This is a genomic window from uncultured Phocaeicola sp. (assembly GCF_948499155.1).
GTDB classification, from domain to species: domain Bacteria; phylum Bacteroidota; class Bacteroidia; order Bacteroidales; family Bacteroidaceae; genus Phocaeicola; species Phocaeicola faecalis.
This window is the reverse complement of sequence record NZ_CAOOSE010000003.1, coordinates 43,678-68,988: the sequence shown is the minus strand read 5'-3', so window position 1 is coordinate 68,988 and position 25,311 is coordinate 43,678. Positions and strand designations below refer to the sequence as shown.

The 25,311-nt window shown below is 43.2% G+C and carries 20 protein-coding genes and 3 pseudogenes; 18 read left to right on the top strand and 5 right to left on the bottom strand.

The window, feature by feature from the left end; genetic code table 11:
• The first annotated feature begins 88 nt into the window (after positions 1-88).
• The 13 genes from QYT14_RS03575 (at position 89) to QYT14_RS03515 (ending at position 12,412) form a co-directional block, all read left to right on the top strand.
• A complete protein-coding gene (locus QYT14_RS03575) occupies positions 89-2,101 on the top strand; it encodes a transketolase (protein WP_288325190.1) in 2,013 nt (670 codons plus the stop codon).
• Positions 2,098-2,532 carry a ribose 5-phosphate isomerase B gene (gene rpiB, locus QYT14_RS03570; protein WP_237038338.1) on the top strand — a complete coding sequence of 145 codons (435 nt, stop codon included), beginning with the start codon at positions 2,098-2,100 and terminating at the stop codon, positions 2,530-2,532. The genes QYT14_RS03575 and rpiB overlap by 4 nt, the downstream gene beginning before the upstream one ends.
• 103 nt (positions 2,533-2,635) lie before the next feature.
• Positions 2,636-3,718 carry a DUF4468 domain-containing protein gene (locus QYT14_RS03565; RefSeq protein ID WP_288325191.1) on the top strand — a complete coding sequence of 361 codons (1,083 nt, stop codon included), beginning with the start codon at positions 2,636-2,638 and terminating at the stop codon, positions 3,716-3,718.
• Positions 3,719-4,036: 318 nt separating this feature from the next.
• On the top strand, positions 4,037-4,315 hold the full coding sequence (locus QYT14_RS03560; protein WP_237038340.1) for a tetratricopeptide repeat protein: 279 nt from the start codon (positions 4,037-4,039) through the stop codon (positions 4,313-4,315).
• Between the two features lie 12 nt (positions 4,316-4,327).
• Positions 4,328-4,558 (top strand): ferredoxin family protein, encoded by a 231-nt coding sequence (locus QYT14_RS03555; protein ID WP_005936330.1) that lies wholly within the window; start codon positions 4,328-4,330, stop codon positions 4,556-4,558.
• A 14-nt stretch (positions 4,559-4,572) separates the two neighbouring features.
• Positions 4,573-5,655, top strand: coding sequence for a 3-methyl-2-oxobutanoate dehydrogenase subunit VorB (locus QYT14_RS03550; protein WP_237038341.1), 1,083 nt, complete (start codon positions 4,573-4,575; stop codon positions 5,653-5,655).
• Positions 5,656-5,662: 7 nt separating this feature from the next.
• Positions 5,663-5,830 (top strand): hypothetical protein, encoded by a 168-nt coding sequence (locus tag QYT14_RS03545; protein ID WP_237038342.1) that lies wholly within the window; start codon positions 5,663-5,665, stop codon positions 5,828-5,830.
• A gap of 18 nt (positions 5,831-5,848) precedes the next feature.
• Positions 5,849-6,613: a thiamine pyrophosphate-dependent enzyme gene (locus tag QYT14_RS03540; protein ID WP_237038343.1), complete on the top strand. Its 765-nt coding sequence runs from the start codon at positions 5,849-5,851 to the stop codon at positions 6,611-6,613.
• Between the two features lie 13 nt (positions 6,614-6,626).
• The gene (locus QYT14_RS03535) at positions 6,627-7,169 is read left to right on the top strand and encodes a 2-oxoacid:acceptor oxidoreductase family protein (protein WP_237038344.1); all 543 of its coding nucleotides are present in this window, start codon (positions 6,627-6,629) and stop codon (positions 7,167-7,169) included.
• Positions 7,170-7,262: 93 nt separating this feature from the next.
• Complete coding sequence (locus tag QYT14_RS03530) at positions 7,263-9,365, top strand: putative porin (RefSeq protein ID WP_237038345.1); 2,103 nt, start codon at positions 7,263-7,265, stop codon at positions 9,363-9,365.
• Positions 9,366-9,373: 8 nt separating this feature from the next.
• A complete protein-coding gene (locus QYT14_RS03525; protein ID WP_288325192.1) occupies positions 9,374-10,189 on the top strand; it encodes a transporter substrate-binding domain-containing protein in 816 nt (271 codons plus the stop codon).
• An 89-nt stretch (positions 10,190-10,278) separates the two neighbouring features.
• A complete protein-coding gene (locus tag QYT14_RS03520; RefSeq protein WP_237038346.1) occupies positions 10,279-11,268 on the top strand; it encodes a Gfo/Idh/MocA family oxidoreductase in 990 nt (329 codons plus the stop codon).
• Between the two features lie 10 nt (positions 11,269-11,278).
• Positions 11,279-12,412: a DUF4421 domain-containing protein gene (locus tag QYT14_RS03515; protein ID WP_288325194.1), complete on the top strand. Its 1,134-nt coding sequence runs from the start codon at positions 11,279-11,281 to the stop codon at positions 12,410-12,412.
• Between the two features lie 204 nt (positions 12,413-12,616).
• Here QYT14_RS03515 and QYT14_RS03510 read toward each other — a convergent pair whose 3' ends face one another.
• Together QYT14_RS03510 and QYT14_RS03505 are read right to left on the bottom strand one after the other, a co-directional pair.
• The gene (locus QYT14_RS03510) at positions 12,617-14,197 is read right to left on the bottom strand and encodes a hypothetical protein (protein ID WP_288325195.1); all 1,581 of its coding nucleotides are present in this window, start codon (positions 14,195-14,197) and stop codon (positions 12,617-12,619) included.
• 48 nt (positions 14,198-14,245) lie between these two features.
• On the bottom strand, positions 14,246-15,673 hold the full coding sequence (locus QYT14_RS03505; RefSeq protein ID WP_288325196.1) for a hypothetical protein: 1,428 nt from the start codon (positions 15,671-15,673) through the stop codon (positions 14,246-14,248).
• Positions 15,674-16,051: 378 nt separating this feature from the next.
• On the opposite strand from QYT14_RS03505, the pseudogene QYT14_RS03500 reads away from it, so the two are divergent.
• Positions 16,052-16,315: pseudogene (locus tag QYT14_RS03500) on the top strand (DNA damage-inducible protein D); the annotation flags it as partial.
• Positions 16,316-16,471: 156 nt separating this feature from the next.
• Here the strand turns inward: QYT14_RS03500 and QYT14_RS03495 are convergent.
• On the bottom strand, positions 16,472-17,095 hold the full coding sequence (locus tag QYT14_RS03495) for an HU family DNA-binding protein (protein WP_288325197.1): 624 nt from the start codon (positions 17,093-17,095) through the stop codon (positions 16,472-16,474).
• 270 nt (positions 17,096-17,365) lie between these two features.
• Here QYT14_RS03495 and QYT14_RS18835 point away from each other — a divergent pair.
• From QYT14_RS18835 to prmA, 4 genes and pseudogenes are all read left to right on the top strand, one after another.
• Positions 17,366-17,713, top strand: a pseudogene (locus tag QYT14_RS18835) (DUF3874 domain-containing protein); the annotation flags it as partial.
• Between the two features lie 392 nt (positions 17,714-18,105).
• Positions 18,106-18,678 (top strand): annotated as a pseudogene (locus QYT14_RS03485) (AAA family ATPase); the annotation flags it as partial.
• Positions 18,679-18,775: 97 nt separating this feature from the next.
• A complete protein-coding gene (locus QYT14_RS03480; protein ID WP_237038353.1) occupies positions 18,776-19,036 on the top strand; it encodes a thioredoxin family protein in 261 nt (86 codons plus the stop codon).
• Positions 19,037-19,046: 10 nt separating this feature from the next.
• Complete coding sequence (gene prmA / locus QYT14_RS03475; protein ID WP_237038354.1) at positions 19,047-19,892, top strand: 50S ribosomal protein L11 methyltransferase; 846 nt, start codon at positions 19,047-19,049, stop codon at positions 19,890-19,892.
• Between the two features lie 104 nt (positions 19,893-19,996).
• Here prmA and QYT14_RS03470 read toward each other — a convergent pair whose 3' ends face one another.
• Both QYT14_RS03470 and QYT14_RS03465 read right to left on the bottom strand, forming a co-directional pair.
• Positions 19,997-21,793, bottom strand: coding sequence for a RagB/SusD family nutrient uptake outer membrane protein (locus QYT14_RS03470; RefSeq protein WP_288325200.1), 1,797 nt, complete (start codon positions 21,791-21,793; stop codon positions 19,997-19,999).
• Positions 21,794-21,805: 12 nt separating this feature from the next.
• On the bottom strand, positions 21,806-24,919 hold the full coding sequence (locus QYT14_RS03465; RefSeq protein ID WP_288325201.1) for a TonB-dependent receptor: 3,114 nt from the start codon (positions 24,917-24,919) through the stop codon (positions 21,806-21,808).
• Positions 24,920-25,311: the final 392 nt, after the last annotated feature.

Below are 25,311 nucleotides of genomic sequence, written 5' to 3'. Positions count from 1 at the left end.
ATATATTCTATAGAATATTCTTCATAGAGTTAGGAATGACATTATCAAAGATTTAATTATCTTTGCACCATAAATAACATTTTACGCTATGAATGATAAGAAACTAATGAATCGCGCAGCCGATAATATCCGTATTTTAGCCGCAGCGATGGTAGAGAAAGCCAATTCCGGTCACCCCGGCGGTGCCATGGGTGGCGCTGATTTCATAAACGTACTCTTTTCAGAGTTCTTAGTATATGACCCGGAAAATCCGTGTTGGGAAGGTCGTGACCGCTTCTTCCTCGACCCGGGGCACATGTCACCGATGCTTTACTCCGTATTAGCAATGAGTGGCAAGTTCACCATAGACGAACTAAAAGAATTCCGCCAATGGGGAAGCCCCACTCCGGGCCATCCCGAAGTGAACATCATGCGCGGTATTGAGAACACATCCGGTCCTTTGGGACAGGGACATACATTTGCGGTAGGTGCAGCCATCGCAGCCAAGTTCCTGAAAGCCCGTTTGGGAGACGTGATGAATCAGACTATATATGCTTACATCTCAGATGGGGGTATCCAGGAAGAAATTTCTCAGGGAGCAGGTCGTTTGGCTGGTCACTTGGGCTTGGATAATCTCATTATGTTCTATGATTCAAACGACATTCAGCTTTCTACCGAAACGAATGCGGTTACCAGCGAAGATGTCGCCAAGAAATACGAAGCATGGCACTGGAAAGTAATGACTATCGACGGCAATGACCCTGATGCCATTCGTGCCGCACTGACCGAAGCCAAAACCGTAACCGGCAAACCGACATTGATTATCGGTAAAACCGTGATGGGAAAAGGCGCACGCAAAGCGGATAATTCAAGCTATGAACGCAACTGCGGTACCCACGGTGCTCCTTTGGGTGGCGACGCATATATCAACACCATCAAGAATCTGGGTGGTGACCTCGAAAATCCATTTCAGATTTTTACAGAAGTGGAAGAGCTCTATGCTAAACGCAAAGAAGAACTGAAAAAAATCGTAGCCGAAAGATATGCATACAAGGCCGAATGGACAAAGGCAAACCCCGAACTGGCAGCCAAAATGAACTTCTGGTTCTCGGGTAAGACTCCCCAAATCGATTGGAACGCTATCGAACAGAAAGCCAATGCCGCCACCCGTGCCGCATCAGCAACTGTTCTAGGAGTATTGGCTACCGAAGTAGAAAACATGATTGTATCTTCTGCCGATTTGTCCAACTCCGACAAAACAGACGGATTCCTGAAGAAAACCCATGCATTCACTTATGGTGATTTCAGCGGTGCCTTCTTGCAAGCAGGCGTATCCGAACTGACCATGGCATGTTGCTGTCTGGGTATGGTTTTGCACGGTGGTATCATCGCTGCATGTGCCACTTTCTTTGTCTTCTCAGACTACATGAAACCGGCTATCCGTATGGCAGCCCTAATGGAACTTCCCATTAAGTTCATTTGGTCACACGATGCTTTCCGTGTAGGTGAAGACGGTCCTACTCACGAACCGGTAGAACAAGAAGCACAAATCCGTCTGATGGAAAAACTGAAGAACCACAAAGGACACAACTCCATGTTGGTACTCCGTCCGGCCGATGTAGAAGAAGCCACCGTTGCATGGAAACTGGCAATGGAGAACACCTCTACTCCGACTGCTTTGATTTTCTCTCGTCAGAATATCAACAACCTGCCCGCAGGCAACAACTACAGCCAAGTAGAAAAAGGTGCTTACATTGTTGCAGGTTCGGATGCTGACCCCGACGTAGTTCTTGTAGCTTCCGGCTCCGAAGTATCCACTTTAGTGGCAGGTGCAGAACTGCTCCGCAAAGACGGTGTCAAAGTACGCATTGTCTCAGTACCGTCAGAAGGTCTGTTCCGCAATCAGAGCAAAGAATATCAAAACAGTGTTATCCCTGCCGATGCCAAAGTATTCGGTCTGACAGCCGGCCTGCCCGTCAATCTTCAAGGTCTGGTAGGTGCAAATGGCAAAATATGGGGATTGGAATCATTCGGATTCTCTGCTCCTTATAAAGTATTGGATGAAAAACTGGGCTTCACGGCACAGAATGTGTATAACCAGGTAAAAGAAATGCTGGCATGAAAAAAATAGGTTTGGCATCCGACCACGCCGGATTTGAATTGAAAGAGTATGTAAAGTCTTGGCTGAAAGCCAAGAACTATCCGTTTGAAGATTTTGGTACCCACAGCACAGACAGTTGTGACTACCCTGATTTTGCACACCCATTGGCACTGGCAGTCGAAGCCGGAGAATGTTATCCGGGTATTGCCATCTGCGGTAGCGGTGAAGGTATCAGCATGACCCTGAACAAACATCAGGGCATTCGTGCCGCATTGTGCTGGATGCCCGAAATTGCTCATCTGGCACGTCAGCATAATGATGCCAACGTTTTGGTAATGCCGGGGCGTTTCATTGACCATGAAATGGCAGACAAAATCATGAACGAATTCTTCTCAACCGATTTCGAAGGCGGGCGTCATCAGAAACGTATCGACAAGATACCTGTGAAGTAGATTTCAAGCTATAATAATAAAAGTAAAAAAAGAGAGGCTTTATAGCTTCTCTTTTTTTTTATTTCTATCTTTGCTTACTATTAAAACAATTAATATTATTACTATGAAGAAGTTTCTACTTTCAGTACTTATCTGTCTGCCACTATTTGCCAAGGCACAAACCGATGAGAAATATTTGGCGGGAGCTATTCCCGTTGTCGATGGAAAAGTTTCTTTTACCACAGAAATGCAAGTTCCTGCCCTCTCGCAAGAACAACTGTATGACGCATTGCTTGACTGGGCCAATACATACTTCAAACCTGATGGCAAACTCAACGCACGTGTTCTTTATACCAATAAAGAAGAAGGTACAATAGCAGCCGGTGGAGAAGAATACCTTGTATTCACCTCCTCAGCATTGTCATTAGACAGAACACGCATTTATTACCAATTTCTTATGACCTGCAAACCGGGCAAATGCGATTTGGAAATGACACGTATCCGCTACTGGTACGATGAAGCTCGTGACGGCGGCGAGAAATATACTGCCGAAGAATGGATTACCGACGATATGGCACTCAACAAGTCAAAGACTAAGCTGGCCCCCATTTGCGGCAAATTCAGAAGAAAAACAATTGACCTGAAAGATGAACTGTTCAAATCCATCCAGTCATCATTAGGCAACAGAATGATTGCTTTGGGATTACAGCCGGCTCCCGTTGCACCGACTCCGGCCGTAACCATGGCTACTCCGGGCGTAACTGTGACACAATCCAACACTGCCAATACGCAGCCTACAGCTCCGGTTGCACCAACAGCCCCTGTTGCACCGACTGCTCCAATTGCACCAACAGCCCAAAACGTTGATGCACAAATACAAGCCTCTGTCCGTATGACCATCACCGCAGGCAACGACGAACAATTCGAAATCGGCAAAGAATGTTGGGGCGGATTTGGAAAGCTATTCGGCAAAGACGTAGCGTTTTGTCTGATTGACACACAGAAAACAATGGGAAATATGCTTCTGTCACAAAGCGACAACTATACGGTTTCTTTCTACATGCAAGGCAACAATGAACCGTGCGTAGTGGTCAAGTGTAAAAAACTGATGCAACAGAACATCACTGGCGAAGAAGCGAAAAAAATGAATCCAAACAACGACGGACAGAAAACATACAATATGTATGTTGGTGAAATCATAAAATAAAGTCCGCCGAAACAAAAACAGCCGGACATACCGTGCCGACTGCTCTATCGTCCCACGACCCTGAGAGGATTCCCTTCACAGTCGTGGGACGATTGTTCTCTTTAAGAATAAATAACAGAGCCGATTTTTAATGGTTTCATTTGAAACTATTTCTATCATAATCAAATCATTAGGAAAAACAAAAGGACATTTTCACCTGCCTCGCGGACATAAAGTTTTAAATGAATTTAGCAGAAAGCTCGTTTTTTCCACTTTAAACTTCCTGTTAGTTACAAATAAAGAGTATCTTTGTATGCAACAAGATTATTACCATAAGCAATGGCAGAGCAATTATCAGACATAAAGAAACTTATAGAACAAGGAGAAACAGATACAGCGATTGACGCGCTAACTAATTTCATCGGAAACCATCAGGGTTCTAAAGATGAAGCCTATTATTTGCTGGGCAATGCCTATCGCAAAAAAGGTGACTGGCAACAAGCTCTGAACAACTATCTGGAAGCCATCGAACAAAATCCCAAAAGTCCGGCAGTCCAGGCCCATACCATGCTGATGGATATTCTTAATTTCTATAACAAAGACATGTATAATCAATAATAACTAACCCCTATGGCAAAAATTAAAGGTGCAATTGTGGTCGACACAGAGCGTTGCAAAGGCTGCAATCTCTGTGTGGTGGCGTGTCCGCTACATGTAATATCGCTCACCGCCAAAGAAGTGAATAAGAAAGGATATACGTTTGCTCAACAAGTATTGGAAGATACTTGCAACGGCTGCGCGTCTTGTGCTACAGTGTGTCCCGATGGATGCATCAGTGTATATAAAGTAAAACAACAATAAAAAATAAGAAACATATGGCAGAAGAAGTCGTTTTAATGAAGGGAAATGAAGCCATAGCCCATGCCGCCATCCGCTTTGGAGTAGACGGTTATTTCGGCTATCCCATCACCCCCCAATCGGAAATATTGGAAACTCTTGCCGATGAAAAGCCATGGGAAACTACCGGAATGGTAGTGCTTCAGGCCGAAAGCGAAGTAGCAGCTATCAACATGGTATACGGAGGTGCAGCCAGCGGAAAAATGGTTATGACCTCTTCTTCAAGCCCCGGTGTGAGCTTGAAACAAGAAGGCATTTCATACATCGCAGGAGCCGAGCTTCCTTGTTTAATTGTAAATGTCATGCGTGGAGGTCCCGGTCTGGGTACTATCCAGCCCAGTCAAGCAGACTACTTTCAAACTGTAAAAGGTGGAGGACACGGTGACTATCGCTTAATAGCCCTCGCACCGGCATCAGTTCAAGAAATGGCTGATTTTGTAGGACTTGCTTTCGATTTGGCATTTAAATACCGCAATCCTGCCATCATTCTGGCAGATGGTGTTATCGGACAAATGATGGAAAAAGTGGTATTACCCGAACAGCGTCCGCGCCTCACTGACGAAGAAGTCATGGCACGTTGTCCATGGGCAACCTTCGGCAGACTCAAGCATCGCGGTCCCAACATTGTGACTTCATTAGAATTGGACCCTGCCGAAATGGAAAAGCGCAACATCCATCTTCAGCAGAAATATGCCGAAATAGAAGAAAAAGAAGTGCGCTATGAAGAAATTCATTGCGACGATGCCGAATATTTAATTGTCGCTTTCGGCTCATGTGCCCGCATTGCTCAAAAAGCAATGGAGGAAGCACGTGCAGAAGGCATCAAAGTCGGCTTGCTCCGTCCTATTACATTGTGGCCGTTCCCATCTAAAGCAATTGCCGAACGCAGCCGCCAGGTAAAAGGTATCCTCACCGTAGAACTGAATGCCGGACAAATGGTGGAAGACGTCCGTCTGGCTGTAGAATGTAAAGTGCCCGTCGAATACTTCGGACGTTTGGGAGGTATCGTTCCCGACCCGGATGAAGTAGTTGCCGCACTCAAAGAAAAAATTATTAAATAATAACCGTATGAACACGAATCTGATTAGAAACATATTGAATATCATATTTATGGTATTGGCACTGGCAGCCGTTCTTACCTACTTCTTTGTCAGTGACTTTAAAATATTCATCTATGTTTGCGCCGCAGCTATCTTTACCAAGCTGATAGAGTTCTTTTTACGGTTCATGTGTTAAGCGATAGGAGGAGAAAATATGACAAAAGAAGAAATCATAAAACCCGAAAACCTGGTTTACAAAAAACCAACGCTGATGAACGACAATCCGATGCACTACTGTCCCGGATGCAGCCACGGTGTGGTTCATAAGCTGATAGCCGAAGTAATCGAAGAAATGGGCATGGAAGACAAAACCGTCGGCATATCGCCGGTGGGATGTGCCGTATTTGCATATAACTATCTGGACATCGACTGGCAGGAAGCTGCCCACGGACGTGCACCTGCCGTTGCCACAGCCGTGAAGCGTTTATGGCCCGACCGTCTGGTATTCACTTATCAAGGTGACGGTGACTTGGCATGTATCGGTACTGCCGAAACCATCCATGCGCTAAACAGAGGAGAAAACATTACCATCATCTTTATCAATAATGCCATTTACGGTATGACCGGCGGCCAGATGGCTCCAACCACACTAATCGGTATGAAAACCGCTACCTGTCCTTACGGCCGCGACGTAACCATCCACGGTTATCCGTTGAAGATGACCGAAATAGCCGCCACGCTGGAGGGTACAGCCTACGTCACCCGTCAGGCTGTTCATACAGTTGCCGCTATCCGCAAGGCAAAGAAAGCCATCCGCAAAGCTTTCGAGAACTCGATGAACGGAAAAGGTTCCAATCTGGTAGAAATTGTTTCCACCTGTAACTCAGGCTGGAAGATGACACCTCAGGCATCCAATGAGTGGATGGTGGAACACATGTTCCCCTTCTATCCGTTAGGCGATTTGAAAGATAAAGAATAAAAAAACAGAAGTGATGAAACAGGAAATAATTATAGCAGGATTTGGCGGTCAGGGCGTATTGTCAATGGGTAAGATACTGGCTTACTCGGGACTGATGGAAGACAAGGAAGTGACCTGGATGCCGGCATACGGCCCCGAACAACGAGGAGGAACCGCCAACGTTACAGTTATCGTCAGCGATGAACGCATCTCCTCTCCCATTCTCAGCCAATATGATACGGCCATCATACTGAACCAGCCTTCACTGGCTAAGTTTGAAAACAAGGTAAAACCGGGAGGTATTCTGATTTACGACGGATATGGCATTATTGAACCGCCGACCCGCAAAGACATTCAAATTTACCGCATCGATGCTATGGATGCAGCCAATGAACGCGGCATTGCCAAAACATTCAATATGATTGTTTTGGGAGGATTATTGAAACTGCGTCCGGTGGTAGCCATTGAAAGTGTACTGAAAGCGTTACGCAAGACATTGCCCGAACGCCACCACCACCTTATCCCCGTAAACGAAGAAGCAATTCACATCGGAATGGAGATTATTAAGCCTCAGTAAGTTAAAATAACTCTAAACGAATAATAAAAGGAAGAACTTTCCACAGTGGAAAAGCTCTTCCTTTTATTTTTATATTGTATCTTTGCGGGCGTTATGAAAAGAATATTCTCACTCATTCTATTAATGTTTTTGTGCAGCCAAGTGGTGTTGCAAGCACAAAACACACTGAATAATAACTTCGGTTCTTCTGCCAGCGGATTAAGCATGGGGCAGCGCGACCGTAATGGAAACCCCATAGATACAACTGCCGTAGTCGATGCAAACACCATTCCCATCGGACTATATTCATGGAAAATAGACAGCCGCTTCGGTAATGTGACCGTCGTGCCGGTGGATACCCTGACGCACGCTTTCCAAAATACAAACGACACCGGAGGCATGACCGGACAATATAATTATCTGGGTAACTTAGGTTCTCCCCGCCTGTCACGTCTTTTTTTCGACCGCCGGGATGCCAGCCAGTTCTTTTTTACCGACCCTTATGACCTTACCGTGCTCCGTCCGGAAGACATCATATTTACCAATACGCTTTCCCCCTTTACCAATCTGAGCTATTACAAGACTTTCGACAGCCGTAACGGTGAAGAGCGTTTCAAGTCTTACTTCGCCATCAATGCCAACAAGCGATTCGGTATCGGTTTTTATATCGATTATCTTTACGGACGCGGTCTCTACGCCAGCCAGTCTACAGCATTCTTTAATGGGGGACTGTTTGCCAGCTATCGGGGAGACAAATACAATATGCATTTTGTCTTCAACAATGACAACCTGAAAATGGCTGAGAACGGCGGTATCGCCGACGACCGCTATATCACCAATCCTTTAGACATGGCGGAAGGAAAAAAGGAATACAAATCCTATGATATTCCCACCAACCTGAATAAAGTGTGGAACCATAATACCAGCTATCATGTATTTATGACCCAGCGCTACAACCTTGGCTTTCACAAAGAAAAGACGGACAGTGTAGCTAAAGATTCTGTAAGGATTATCCAGGAATTTGTTCCTGTCACCAGCTTCATCCATACGTTGCAAGTCGACCTGAACGGACGCAAATACATCTCTTATGATGACGAACAGAATCAGAAATATTTTGAACACAATTATTTGGGTAATGACTCTATTGACAAGACCCGACGCTCTTCCATCAAAAATACCATCGGCATATCACTGCACGAAGGCTTCAACAAATGGGCCAAGGCAGGACTTACCGCTTTTATGAGTTACGAATACCGCAACTTTACACTGACAGATACGACAGATGTTCCCAAAGAACGCCGTTTGGAGCATTATAAAGAAAGCGTACTATCCATTGGAGGCCAATTGTCCAAGCGTCAAGGCAAACTGCTGCACTATAATGTTTTAGGCGAGCTGGCTATCGCAGGTGAAGATGCCGGACAATTCAATATCGAAGGTAACGGAGATTTGAATATACCTCTATTTGGCGACACCGTTCGGCTGGAAGCCAATGCATTTATCAAGAACCAGAATCCGGTCTTCTATTTCAGGCATTTCCATTCCAAGCATTACTGGTGGAATAATGATGACCTATCCAAAATCATGCGTACCCGACTGGAAGGAAAATTGAGTTTCGACAAATGGGGAACGACTTTGCGTGCCGGCGTAGAGAATATCAAGAACTACACCTACCTTGCCAATACAAGTGTCCCTGTAAAGGACAGTGAAGGCAAAATCCTCTCCTTTAAGAACAATGCTGCCGTAGAGCAATACACCGGAAATATTCAGGTATTAAGTGCTGTGTTGCAGCAAAAGTTTAAATTCGGCATCCTGCATCTGGACGGTGAAGTAGCTTATCAGAAATCGAGCAAGCAAGATATCCTGCCTTTGCCCGAACTATCTATGTATGGCAATCTCTATATCAAAACAGGACTTGCCAAGAAAGTGCTCCAACTGGAACTGGGAGCCGATGTGCGTTACTTCACCAAGTATTATGCACCGGACTATTCTCCTGCCATCGGTCAATTCTATAATCAGAACCCCGAAGACAAGATTGAAATCGGTTCTTATCCTATCATCAATGTCTATGCCAATCTGCACTTGAAACGTACTCGTTTCTTTGTAATGATGTATCATATCAATCAGGGTTCGGGCAGTTCAAGATACTTCCTTGCACCCCATTATCCGGTCAATCCGAAAATGATTAAGTTCGGACTCTCATGGAATTTCTTTGACTAACCGCAGTGATGAAGAGATATTTGAAATATATCATAATAGGAATTGTGGCTGTCGCCCTCTATACCCTCCTTTTCCCCAAAAAAGAGAAAGAGAAGAGTGAACCGCGAGACTACCAGGCTATAGTCGAATCGGGAGTTCTGCGGGCTGTAACAGAATATAATTCCATCAGTTATTTTGCCGACGGAGATACCGTAAGCGGTTTTCATTATGAATTATTGAATGCGTTTGCCCGCAGCAAAGGACTGGCGCCTGAAATTACTCCGGAAATGAGTTTCGAAAAAAGACAGGAAGGCATATTAACCGGAAAATACGACATACTGGCAAACAGCACCATAGTGACCAGCGAATCAAAAGACTCATTGCTGTTCACCCACCCCATCCTTCTCAACAAGCAAGTGCTGGTACAACGTAAACCCGGACAGGAAAACGACAGTATGTATATCCACAGCCAATTAGAGCTGGCACGTAAAACCCTTCACGTGGTCAAAGGCTCACCCGCCCTGCTCCGCATCCATAATCTGAGCAATGAAATCGGAGATACCATTTACATTCAAGAAGTAGAGAAATACGGCCCCGAACAACTGTTGGCAATGGTGGCTCACGGAGATATAGACTACACGGTATGCGACGAAAGCATAGCCCAAGCCTCCATCAATGATTTTCCGCAACTGGACATAGAGACAGCCATCAGCTTCACCCAATTCTATTCATGGGGAGTAAGCAAACATTCCCCCATCTTGCTGGACAGTTTGAATGCATGGCTCGACACTTACACACAGACCCCCGAATTCAGAGAACTACAGAAGAAATACTATAATAAGTGATTTCTTATACGGATTAAGTTGCAAAATCTTAATATATTTGCAATCTGAATTGTTGTCATTTCAAGAGGAATGACGAAAATAGTATAGTAATGAACAAGCTAGAAACAGTAAAATGGGGTTTTATCGGTTGCGGTGAAGTAACCGAGAAAAAGAGTGGACCCGCCTTCGCTATGATTGAAGGCTCTCAAGTAGTGGCTGTGATGAGTCGCAACAAAGAAAAAGCAGAATCTTATGCCAAACGACACAATATTCCACGTTGGTATACCGACGTGCAGCAACTCATTGGTGATGAAGATGTAAATGCCGTCTATATCGCCACGCCCCCCTCTTCCCATGCCACCTTTGCTATCATGGCAATGAAGGCCGGAAAACCTGTCTATATTGAAAAGCCGATGGCAGCCAGTTATGAAGACTGCGCCCGCATCAACCGCATTTCGCAAGAAACTGGTGTTCCGTGTTTTGTAGCTTACTACCGCCGCTATCTTCCCTACTTTCAGAAAGTACGCCAAATGGTAGAGAACGGAGAAGTCGGCAATGTAATCAACATACAAATCCGTTTTGCCCAACCTCCGCGTAACCTCGATTATAACAGCACGAACCTGCCTTGGCGTGTACAGGCAGACATTGCAGGAGGCGGCTACTTCTACGACCTCGCCCCCCATCAATTAGACTTGCTACAAGATATGTTCGGCTGCATACTCGAAGCTGAAGGATATAAAAGTAACCGTGGCGGTCTTTATCAGGCAGAAGACACCATCAGCGCCTGTTTCAAATTTGATTCCGGTCTGCCCGGTTCCGGCTCATGGTGCTTTGTGGCACATGAATCAGCCAAAGAAGACCGCATCGAAATCATCGGCGACAAGGGAATGATTTGTTTCTCAGTCTTCACTTACGAACCCATCGCTCTGCACACAGAAAGAGGACGTGAAGAATTCCTTCCCGAAAATCCCCCTCACGTACAACTCCCTCTTATCAAGGCGGTGGTAGAGCATCTGCAAGGAAAGGCAATCTGTACCTGTGACGGAATCAGTGCTACTCCCACAAACTGGGTAATGGATCGTATTTTAAATAAACTTTAATATCACATTTATGACAAACGCCCGAAAAATCTGTTTGCTGCTCAGTTTCTTTCTTTATATCCTGAGTGCTTCCGCACAAGAAGAGATAGAGAAGGACACGACAGTGCAAAACAATAAAGGCGTTCTTGTCAATCTGACAGACGGCATTGCCACCACAGTGCGTCACACCGGCCGCAAAATCAGAAAGGTGGGCAAAGAGTTCAATGCCATCGACACCACGTTCATCTCACCCAATCTTTATAATCTGGCATTTATGTTGGAACACAGCAGTTGGTATGAATACTACCGATTGGGCAGCAACAACAATAACGGTGAACAAAGCATAAGTTTCTCACCGAACGCCAATTTCAAGTTAGGAGTTTATTTTGGTTGGCGGTGGATATTCTTGGGATACTCTTTTGATGTAAAAGACATCTTTGGCGGACACAAAAACAAAGCCAAAAAAACAGAAATGGCACTCAACCTTTACAGCTCTAAATTTGGTGTAGACTTATATTGGAGAAAGACCGGGAGCGATTTCAAGATACGCTCATACAATGGTTTCCAATTAAACGAGCCTGTCAAAAATATGGACTTCAACAGCTTCCAAAGTAAAATCAAGGGTTTGAACGCCTACTGGATATTCAATTACAAACGCTTCTCTTACCCTGCCGCCTACAGTCAGTCTACCAACCAGAGGAAAAGCGCCGGCTCTTTAATGGCAGGATTCTCTTACTCGCAACATAATATTTCCTTTGATTATGATAAGCTGCCGACCGAGATGAGGGAACAGTTACACAATGCTTTACTTTTCAAGAAAGTGAAATATTCGGATTACAGCCTTTGTCTGGGCTACGGTTATAACTGGGTCTTTGCCAAGAACTGGGTATCCAACCTTTCACTCCTTCCCGCCATCGCCTATAAGAAATCAAAGATAGACGATACGCCCCAGCCCCGTACCCATTGGATAAAAGATATCAATTTCGACTTGATTACCCGTGCCTCCATCGTCTATAATAACAGTAAATACTTCGCAGGTGCCGCATTGGTCATGCACACCTACGATTATCGGAAAGAAGACTTTTCACTGACTAATACTTTCGGAACCCTACGCGTATATGTCGGACTCAACTTCTGGAAAAAGAAAGAATACAGTCATAAATAGTGGCATATTAATAATTCTCCTTCAACCAAATACCGAGAAAACAATCATATATCCGGTAAACTCCCAACTCTTGCGTTACAAGTAACAGACTGCTTTTTCCCTTTAACTCACAATCCCCGCTACAAAAAAAATGTATCAAGAGCAATGCTTCGCTCCTGATACATTCACATTTAATTTAATTATATTAGACTCACAATAAATCCATTAAAAACGCGCTCCTACAGTGAACAACAGTTGATGACGTGAGTTATCCACCTGTGCGGCTTTCAGTTCCACATCGTCAAAAGGATAGAACTTAGACTTATACATATCATATTTATAGGCTAAATCGGCATATATCACGCTTCCACGATAACCTAAACCGAAAGTAAACGTATTCTTCGACTCTGTATTATTATAATCGGTATGTGTGCTATACAAAGCCAGCGCATTATAAGAATCCTTGGCAAAAGCAGCCGATGTATAGTTATATCCGGCACGAATGCTAAACTCTGGAACAATACGTGCTTCCATACCTACACGCAGATTGTGAACACCTTTCAAGTAATCGTTCACACTTGACTGGTCGCCCAACGGATAACCATCCACGTCCTCTAATTTACTGGAAGAATAATCCGAGTATTCATATTCAGCACCTACGGCTACCAGGCCTCCGACAGTAGTACCTGCACTGACATTGAACTTCCACGGTGTAGTCAGATTATAATCATAAGTCAGATAATCATAATCACGTCCAATCAAGAAATCACCAAGATTCTGATTGTATGCCTCGCCGTAATAATCAATGTTTGAAGATAAAGTGGCATCATAGCTCTCTCTCAAATCATACCATGTGGGAGTATGCACGGCAAAGCCAAAACGGAAAGGCGAACTTTCGAAGGGACGGATAATCACACCCAGTTTCAAGTCAATACCGGTTCCGTCCAAAGCATAATAATTATCTAAGGTATAACCGCCGTTTTCTTTGCCGAAATCATCATTCAATTCTTCCGTATAAGAGGAGAAGCGATTATAGCTGACATCATATACTCCTAATGTAGCACCCAGATACACCCTGTCCTCTATATTGAAAGATACATTGAAATCATATTGATTGATGCCACCGGTCTCCTTGCTGAAGAAGTTATTGCTATAACAGTTCCAACCCATCACCTTATCCTGACCGGCCGGCCAGTCCACCACACCGGTCTGGGCTCCCAAGACTCCCAACACCGGCAACTTATTCCAAAACTTTGTATAAGGATTATCGACATTTATAATCTTATCCTGAAACGATTCAGGACCGGTAACTCCTACACCCGCCATTCCTCCGTTCATCAGTTCAGCCAATTGCCAACTCTGCGAGAGACCGTTATCCAATATTCCTCCCATCGAGAACAAGCGGTTAAAATTCTTGCTCTTATGATAGTTGAACCCAAAGTTCACAAAATGCAGAGAGGTATTATTACCTATCTTATTACTGTATACAAAACCGATTTGGTCAAAAGAAGCGCGTGTCCGGTCTTCCTTCATTGACATGCCATAAAAGTTACTCTTCGCCGCCGTATTATTAAAACCGAAAGACAATGCGACATCATTGCTGCGATAAATACCAATACCGGCAGGGTTTGTACCCATTACAGACATATCTCCGCCCAAGGCACCCATTGCACCACCCATACCCACGAAACGAGCCGTTCCGTTCAAGTCATTACCGAGCAACCGCTCGGCATCATATGCATTTTGTGCGCTTGCCGTTGCCATTGCCAGCAACGCACAAGCGGTTAGTATTACTTTATTTTTCATATACCAAGTCTATTTAATTCTATCATCTGTCTAGTTTAATTTTCAAACTCATCTTCTGCGAGAGCCACCGCCACCGCTTGAACGAGAACCGCCACCACCGCCGGAGCTGCGTGAGACACTGCTTCCACCGCTCGAATAGCTGCTGCGTGAAGATGACGAAGAGCTGTTGCTGCGGTATGACGAATTACTTCTGGAGGTCGATGTATTATCCCGGGAAGTCGAATTCTCACGTGAATAAGAATTACCCCTTGAATAAGAATTACTGCGAGAGGAGCTGTTGCTATTGTTGCTGCGATATGCTCCGCGCCCTACCGTACCGTTAGCGTTTCTCTGATAAGAAGACGAGCCTGAAACACTGCTGCGAGTGCTGCTGGGCCTATTGTAGGAAGAACCTCTTCCTGCCTCCGGACGGCTATACGTATTCTCATTACGTACACCTGTCGACTGACCGACTGATATGTTTTCTCCGGTACGAGAGCGATACACCGTTCTTCCCGGGCGGACTGAATTTGATTTATCCGAACCGGAAACCACTCTTCCCGAGCTGGAACCGCTGCGTCCTACCGAACGATAACTACTTGCGCCGGTACGTCCGCCTTCACTGCGTCCCACATAAGAGTTACTGTTAGTGCGACCATAATTGTTTACGTAATTATTACGGTTCGGGCGTGACGAGTTATAATTGTTGTTATATCTGCCGGCATGAATGCTCGGACGATGAGCATTGGAACCATACCATCCATGTCCGCCACCCCAGTAGCCGCCGCCCCAACCGTAGCTGGGATAATAATGGTTGTGCCAAGGATGATGTCCCCAATAACCGCCGCCCCAGTAGCCGCCATACCAGTAATTTGGATACCAACTGCTGTAATACCACGGTGAGCTCCATCCCCAACTGAATCCCCAACTCGGTCTGTAAGGATAGTTAAAGCGCCAATCCCACCATAATCTGTTGGTGTAAGTAGGAAACGCATAAGCATACAATCCGTCATCGTACACATTCCAATCCCAAGAAGACAATCCGTAAACCACATCCCAATACAGCGGGCTGCTCACCGGAATAGCATATCGGGGATTTCTGAAACGAACGATACGCATGGCATATTCATAATCATCCTGAGAACCTTCGAAACCATTTACCCACTCGCCTCTCTCATTCAAGGGTTTTTCCTCGATATATAAAGTATCATTCTTCATCGAGAACGTATTATCCCGTGAAGTATAGCGACGGTTATACTCATCCACATCACGCGTATTGCCTTTTACATCCTTTACGACAACCGTAGAGCCGGGAGCAGCATAGACAGTGGTATTATTCTGCTTCTGCGGAACAGTTACCTTTACCGCCTGCTTAACCTCTTCCTTCTTTTCGGCTTTCTTCTTCGGGATGAAATAAAGGTCGTCTTCTACGCTTTGTGCTATTGCCAGAAAAGGCAAGCACGCCATCATAAGCGAAGCCAATACAATCTTTTTCATACTCGTTACTTGTTTATTTGTTATTTTATCCTTTTTTTCTGGTACAAAGATAGCCCGAGGTTTTACTACATAACAAAGAAAATCCCTATTAGTTGGTAGGGATTTCCCTATTTTACTTTTATTCAGTAGGATACGAAGCTATTTCTTCAAAATTACCGGCCGGTACCGCTTCTTGAATGAAGTATTTTGTATCTTTGCATCTATACGCACCTTTAATCAGCCATAAAAACCTGATTAAATAGTCTATTATAGAAGAAAATGGAACTGCCCAAACTAATAAATAATATAAATGAACGTGTAGTAGATGACTTGAATTGAACGATATTATGATACTACAGATATCGGTGAATTTCCTATTCGTCTAAAATCAGTAATATAATGGATATACAAAGAATCAGCCAATATAAGAAAACGTTTGATGACATAACACATGAGGTCAAAAGCGACAATGGAGAAGAACAAATAGAAATTTGGTTTGCCCGTGAACTGCAATCTATTTTAGGTTATGCCCATTGGGAAAACTTTATAGTAGCGATAGGTCGTGCCGTCGATTCATGCAAGTCTCAGAATATCAACGTAGATAATCATTTTCGTAAAGTCACGAAAATGGTCATCTTAGGCAGTGGAGCCAAGCGTGAAATAACACAATAATAAGTTGCACCCACTTATACTCTCATGCTCTCACCCGCAATTCCAACTCATTGGCAATGAACACGATACACGCCATGAGAGCATAATAAAGGGTGAGAGCATTACTCTCATGCTCTCACCCTTCATTTTTTACAATACGCACTTAACTTACTTATTCACAATACAATATCCATTTATCGGCTTGTAAACCGGTTGTTTGGGAAGTCCCACATTTATCAGCTTTCCTTCTTCACACAAGCGGCGTAAATGGCGGTTGGCCGTGGTTTGCGTCATGCCGCAAAGAAGTTGGAAGCTCTTCCGCTGCACAAAATCATGAGTCGTGAAATATTCTGTCAGCAGCGCATCAATTTCCTCATTGGCCAGTTTACTCGAGTGGAAAGAGAACCGAGTACGTTGTACCTTTACCTTTCCCACTTCATCCATCAATATTTGGTCGGGACGATAGACAATCCCCTTGAGTTTCACCTTCGTACTTTTGCGCTTCGTTTCTTCGGTTACCGGCTCGGTGCTCACCAGGTTAGGACGGAAAAAGCCGATGCCGTCCAGATGCACCTGCTTGCCCTCCGCCAGTTCCTCGCCCATGGCATGCGACAGCGCATCGAGCACAGCAACCACATCCGTCTCCGTCAACGTACAATATTTCTGTATACGGGCGCGAAGCTGGGCCGTGCTCACCTTTCCATTCAGCCGGAGACGCGGATGAAAAATAGTCTTTTCTCCTTGCTGCTCAGAGTTTTTAGGATTTTCATACCAATCAAATTGTATTGCCATACTGTTCTTCTTTTATTAATGAACTTTCAATATCTGTTAACCACGGACGTGGTTAGACTTAACCACCTTCGTAGTTAACTTTGACCACCTTCGTAGTTAGATTTAACCACGAAGGTGGTCAAGCAATGATAAACATACAAAGATAGGAAAAGAACAGTACGTAAACAAATAAAAGAAAGGGAAAAGCAGACAAGGACAAAGAATAAAACACACGCTGTCTTCTCCACACACCAGAACATTATCTTCTCCATGTTGAGGTACATAATAAACACCATAGACTACCGCCAGCTCTATGCACAAGCCATGCCATTGCTTTATCAGCAGTAACGTTACTGGCTGAATGATGAAGATGAGGCTGTTTTGCGTCAAAGCAACAGCAAATTCGAGCAAATTTCGCCTTTGGAGCATTTATTCAATTGTAACTTTTCTTCTGCTACCGCTGATAAAGAGGGAGAATTGCTGACTGCCATGGAGATTTTCAATTACCTCCAAGAGAACACGCGTGACAAGCTGCCTATCAATAAGATAAATTGGTTCGGACATATTCTGCATAAGCTGAATGTACCCAAAAGAGCCAGTATCAGAGGTACTTTGTACCATGTAGTCAAGTTGGAATAATTTATTTTTCAAGATGAGAATGTGGGTGTGTCAAAATGTGGATAATGCTGTCGTTTCGTTTGTAGGGGCGAGGTTCGCTCGCCCGAAAACAGTTTGCTTTGTGCCTTCAGGCTTTGTGTCTTCGGGCAGGCAAACCCTGCCCCTACAGCTGACGATGGGATAGCTCGGTTTAGTTTGGACACACTCCCACTCATTTATGTTTCCATCATCAATAGCACACTTATTATAAGCGAATTATGCCACAAATGAGAGCATAATTACATCCAGCTTTATTGTGAGAAGAAACATCCGAAACAAAAAGACAAAGGGTTTGTTTGTGAAAGTAATGAAAAGAAGTTATCTTTGTCACTATCCATTTATAAAGGAATATTTCTTTAAAAAAGGAACAAATTATGGAAGAATATATAGTGCCCAACAGAAAACGGTTGCCTTACGGCATGATGAACTTTGCTGTCATCCGCCGTGACGATTACTATTACGTAGACAAAACATCATTTATCCCCTTAATAGAACAATCGGACCGTTTTTTCTTCTTTATCCGTCCGCGCCGCTTCGGTAAAAACCTGACAATAAATATGTTGCAGCACTATTACGACATACGCACCAAGGACAGATTCGAGGAACTTTTCGGTGATTTATATATCGGGAAGCATCCTACGCAGAATCGCAACAGCTATCTGGTGATTTATCTCAACTTCTCCGGCATCAACGGTGAGTTGTGCAACTACCGCGAAGGACTGGATGCGCATTGCAAAATCTGTTTCGACTATTTTTGCGATGTATATGCAGCGTATTTGCCGCAAGGCATCAAGGAAAAATTGGACGAGAAAGAGGGAGCCGTCAATCAGTTGGATTATCTTTATCATGAATGCGAACGTGCCGGTCAGAAAATTTATCTTTTCATCGACGAGTATGACCACTTTACCAACGCCATCCGCTATGCTGATACGGACAGCGTGAAGAAAGCTGTCGGCACCACCACTCTGCATAAGATTGTGGTGGTATATAGAGGAATGGAAATACCGGTATGTGAAGAAATATAAACCTAAAATAGACAACCACATGAAAACAGTGAAATTATTTTATCAGGAAAGATGTCCGTTTTGCAAAAAGGCATTACGCTACATCGAAGAGTTGAAAGAAGAATACCCTGAATTCCAACCGATAGAAATAGAAATGATAGAGGAAACACAACATCCTGATATAGCCGACCAATATGACTATTACTATGTTCCGACTTTTTATGTGGACGGAGTGAAAGTGCACGAAGCCGGAATCTTCAAAAACGAAATGGAAGCATTACTCCGCAAAGTAATCGAATAAACAAAGACGTATGAAATATTTTGAAGTTACATTCTATACCCATCCCTGCACGGAAACAATCAATGATGTAGTATCGGCATTGGCAGGAGATATCGGATTCGAGAGTTTTGTGGAATGTGAAGGCGGTGTACAAGCCTACATCCAGCAAACTCTGTTCAATAAAGAAGTACTGGAGGAAATGGTAGCGGAATTTCCCATTCCTGACGCAAAAGTGGAATATACCGTCAAAGAGGCTGAAGATAAAAACTGGAATGAAGAATGGGAAAAGAATTTCTTCCAACCTATCGTTATCGGTGACCGTTGCTGCATTCACAGCACTTTCCACAAGGATACTCCGAAAACAGAATACGAAATATTGATTAATCCCCAAATGGCTTTCGGAACGGGGCACCATGAAACGACAAGTTCCATCATCAGCGAACTGCTGGATGCCGACTTAAAAGACAAGTCTGTACTGGATATGGGATGCGGCACCTCCATTCTTGCTATCCTGGCTTCCATGCGTGGCGCCAATCCCGTTACTGCCATTGACATAGACGATTGGTGTGTAAACAATTCCAAAGACAATATTATTCTTAATCAGATTAATAATATTACAGTAGAATTGGGAGATGCCTCCTTATTGAAGGGACGCAAACCTTTTGATGTCATTATCGCCAATATCAACCGCAATATATTATTGGCGGATATGCCTCAGTACGCTGCCTGCATGCATACCGGTTCCGAGCTTTACATGAGCGGCTTCTATGTGCAGGACATTCCTGCCATCCGGGAAAAAGCGGAAAGTCTGGGAATGAAATTTATCCATCACAGGGAAAAGAACAATTGGGCTGCAGTGAAATTCATCATGCAATAAAAAGAGTCCCATACCAATTAAAAAAGCCGACTGAATCTTCCATCATTCAGCCGGCTTTCTTCTTTATATAATTAACCCTATTGTATAAAAAGATTTATAGGATTTTAGTAACCTGGATTCTGGTCATTAGCCAAAAGCGGATTCAAGTCGATTGCAGTTTGAGGAATAGGTCTCAAATGCATGCGAGAATTCCACTTCATAGTGATAATTTTATCACCATCAGGTGAAGTAATATCTACATTATTAATATGCTTATTCCAATATTCATCACTATAACGATACATATCATCACTGCGGAATCCTTCACCAACCAACTCAATACGGCGTTCGTTTGCAATCAGTTCCAGACCGGCTTCCTTACTCAGGCTAGTTGGAACATTGGGCATACCGCAACGGTCACGCAATTGGTTAAGTGCCGCTTGAGTCTGAGAATCAAATCCGGTAGTCTGAGTATGAGCCTCGGCATATATCAACAAAATTTCTGCATAACGAATACAAGGATAATCACCGGTAGCCTCTCCAAAACCATCATCAATAGGGTCATTTTCCAATGGAGACATTTTACGGAAGTTAAATCCGGTCTTCGATTCATTATTTCCACCTTTCCCCCATTCGTATACATAATTAGTTCCATAATCCGATTCATACCAACTCTTGCATGGGAATAAAACTGAAACATACAGTCGGCTATCACGATTACGGAATTCTTTCATATATTCATAATTTTTCAATTCACCGCTTTTAATAAGATTCGATGTAAATGCTACAAATTGAGACATGTTTTTATCTTTATCTTCTGAAGTCAAACTATAGGCATCCGCATCAGCTTTAAGTTTTGCATAAGCAGCAGCACGTTCTTCCACAGAAGGTACATCCGCCTCTTTTCCATCGACTGTCCAATAAGAATCTACAAAATTTTGAGTCGGTGTTACAGAAGACCATCCGCCTAACTGATTCGGACGTATCGCAGTATAACGCACCCAATCCTGATCACTATTGGCAACATATTGATGTGTCATAATATATTCAGGATTGTCTGGATTAGCATTTTCTGTATGCCACAAAGCTTCATAACTAAACATACCTTTAACAAACTTATCACGGTCAATGCCATATTTATCAAAATCAATATATAAAGACATTTCTTCCGCTTCTTTCTTTTGTGCATCACTCAGCTCAGAAATTCTAAACAAAGAATAGCCTCCATTATCCATAACCTCTTTAGCAGCCTGTTCTGCCACTGCATATTCTCCGAAATAAAGTGCTGCTCTCGCCTTTACTGCTAAAGCTGCATATTTTGTCATACGTCCTTTTTCATTGGGATAACCACCTTTATACTTGGCTGGCAATACAGCTGCCGCTTCGGTTAATTCATCCAAAATGAATTTACGAACGACACTTGCTTCGTCACGAGGAACATTAGGAGCATCATAAGGCAATACTTCCGTAATCAAAGGCACTTTACCAAAAGTAATTGTCATTCCTAAATAAGTCCAGGCACGCATTGCACGCACTTCGGCAATAAAACGTTTCTTTAAATCTTCGTCCATTACACAGTTCTCAACCTCTACCAAAAAGTTGTTCTGCTTACGAATCGTCTCAAAATTCCAGCCCGAGTCATACAATGGACTAAAACCATCCTGAAGGAATGTCGGTCCTGATGACTCCCAGGAATACTGACAATATACATCTTCGGTATAAGATTCCCCATGAACATTACTGCTGGGAATCGACTTAGCATAAATAGCATTTAAATTATACCATGCATCTTTTTCTGTTTTCCAGAAAGTTTCTGTAGCAATGTTGGAAGTAGGCTCCACATCCAAGTCGCAACTGCAGACAGTTGCTCCCAAAACAGTACAGAAGAAAATATTTTTGATTAATTTATTATATGTCTTCATTTTGTCTTTTTATTAGAAAGTTAGATTTACACCAAATGATAGAGAAGTAGTGCCTCGTGTATTTTCACCACGGCCTGAAGCTGTTTCAGGGTCAAAGTCTTCCATTCTGTGGTCGGCACGGATAGTAAACGGATTTTCTGCCGCTACATAAAGTTTCAGTGCTTCTACACCCAAACTCTGTACTACATTCTTTTGGAACGTATATCCCAATGTGATATTCTTGATACGGAAATAGTCTGCATCAAACAACCAGAAATCCGAGAACTTATTATTAAATGTAGAATGTGCACTGGTACACGGGTAAATACGCGGATAAGCTGCATTCGGATTCGGATTTTCTACAGTCCAACGTTTCAAGTGATACTCACGGGGGCTGGCATAATCGGAGAATGCCCACGCCTGTTCCTGATAGAAACGAACTTTAGTACCGCTTACACCCTGACCGAACACACTCAGGTCAAATCCTTTGTACTGCATACTCAAATTGATACCGTAAGTAATATCGGGAACGTCACAGCCGATATAGTCCCTATCCTTATCCGTCAATTTCTTATCACCGTCAAGGTCAACATATTTAATATCACCGGCATTGGGTTTTGAATTACCGTCTGTAATGTAATTACCGTTATCGATATCTTCCTGAGTAAGCAAGCCGTCTGAACGATAACCATAGAATGTACCGATAGCGTAACCTACCTTCTTAATCCATGGATCCTCAATCATCGGATCGTTCACGCCCAAATCCTTTACTTTATTCCAGTTTTTGGTAATGTTACCACCGATAGAATAAGAAAAATCACCTATTCTATTATTATGCGTTATAGCAATTTCAATACCTTTGTTGCTAACCTTACCGATATTTTGAGAAACTTTATACTTTGAAGGAATACCTACTTCAGCAGGGCTCGGATAAGACATCAAAATATCTTTGGTCTGCTTATCATAGTAGTCACCGGTAAAGCTCAATAAACCATTAAAGATATCAAAGTCCACACCGATATTGGTAACAGTTACAGTTTCCCAGCCCAAACCTACGTTTGCCGGTTTTGCTTCAATGATACCATTCACAACTGTATCTTCAAAGTTATAGTTGTCTCCCTGCTCATAAGTTGAGAAATAATCGTATTGACCTACGTTGTTGATATTACCCAACTGTCCCCAAGAAGCACGTATCTTCAAGTTGTTAATCCAATGAATATCTTTCATAAACTCCTCTTGGTTCACACGCCATCCGGCAGAGAATGAAGGGAAGATACCCCAACGATTATCTTTGTGGAAACGAGAAGAAGCATCCGCACGAAGATTAGCCTCAAACAGATAACGGTCTTTATAAGAATAGTTGACACGTGCGAAATAAGACATCAACTTATCTTCATTGGTACCACCTTCCGTATGCATATCTTCGGGAGCACTGGAACCGCCATTGATATCAGTCATCCCATTAGTCGGGAATTTCTTACGATAGGATTTTTGTTTCTGGTACTGGTAATGTTCATAAGAGATACCTCCTAAAACACCAATACTGTGAATATCATTACTCCATGTATAGTTAGCTAAACCATTGTATGTCAAACGGCTGTTTTCCTGCCAGTCATAAGTCATTTTAGAGTCTGTGTTCGTACTATTCAGCTCCGCGCCGGTAACAAAGTCCTTGATTTTAGGACGGTTAGCTTCATAGACTCTATATTTATAATCATACGCCTTATAAATCATCTCACCGGTTAACACCAATCCTTTTATCGGTTTGATATCTACAGCCAAGTTTATCAATGTATTTTCAGACTTACTCTTATTCCATCCGCCTTCTTCCAATTGACGTAACGGATTGCGCTGCATATTCACTAAAGCAGCCGGCTTTCCACCTTCGTAACTACCCCATTCTCCATTACTCTGGCGAGCCACATAAGTAGAAGGAATAGTCAGCAAATTAACATAAGCGATACCACCGGTTTCTGTATCCGATGTATTTTGGATATAATTGATATTCGAACGCCAAGACAGCCAATCGTTCACATCTGAAGAAAGATTTGATATCAAGTTATAACGATTAGAACTAGATCCCGGTGTAAACTTATCATCATACATATAACCTAATGAAGTATAATACTTCACTTTATTACCACCACTGATGCTGACAGAATGTTTGGTCATCACCGCTTGGTCATCCAATACCAAATCATACCAATTTGTATTAGGATACATATCAGGGTCGCTACCGTCACGGAATTTCTGAATAGCTTCCTCTGTATAAGGAAGTGATGCCGTATTGGGGTTTTCATTCAATGCCGCTTCGTTACTCAAACGGGCATACCATTCAGAGCCTAACACTTTCGGAGTATAAGTAGCAAACTTCAAGCTGACAGTTCCGTCATAGCTTACTTTCACTTTACCTTCCTTACCACCTTTAGTCTTTACCAGTACTACACCGTATGCAGCACGCGAACCATAGATAGCTGATGAAGCCGCATCTTTTAAGAATGAAATGCTTTCAATGGAATTCGGGTCCAAGCTGGAAAAGAAACCGGCATCGGCAATAGCTCCATCGACAACAAACAACGGAGCCGATGTACCCAAGTTACCGCGGCCGCGCATATTGATTGCTGGATCGGAACCCGGACGAGAGATGATGGTAACACCCGGAACCTGACCTTGAACTGTAGCCAACAGGTTAGTATTAGCGTGTGTTGTCAATTCTTCAGGGCCGACAGCAGTTACCGAACCGGTCAGGTTTACCTTCTTTTGCACGCCATAACCCACCACAACTACTTCATCCAAAGTCTTGCTGTCTTCTTTCAAGACAATGTCAAGCGCCTGACCATTAAACTTTATTTCTTGTGTGACATAGCCCACAAAAGAAATCACAAGAGTACTCCCCTTAGGTACTCCACTTAAGGTGAAATCACCATCGATACCGGTAATAGTACCATTAGTTGTACCTTTTACTACTACGGATGCGCCAATTACAGTTTCACCTGTGGCATCCTTTACAATTCCTTTACAGATTCCGGTCTGTTGTTCAATAGCATTTGAACTTGCCATTGCAGGAGCAGAAACAGCGTTCATGCTTCCTGTAGATGCAGCCATAAGGAATAGCAGCATACTGACCGACTTGACTCTCTTCAACATAAAGTATTAATTTAAAGAATAATAAATAAGAACTATATACCATAGTTCTTCTAGAATTATTCTCTAAACTACTTTACTGATAATCAAAACGATAGAAATAAATCCGACTTCATAAAAACGCCTCCATACGCTCTGTAGAGTCTATTTGGCCAAATATTTTCTACCTGCATCCTACTAGTTTATGTATTTAAACCGCTTAAATAAGGTGCTAATTCAGCTTTATTAGCAATATTCCGTGGAAATACTCTTTTAAGGCCTCCTTATTATATATCATAACACTAGTATGAAGTTACTAAAATTCTACCCAATCAGTTATTACTGCTTTTTTTATCTGTTTTTCCATCCCCAGTACTTTGATAATATCCCTTTCCCAGATATTCCAAAAGCAGAAT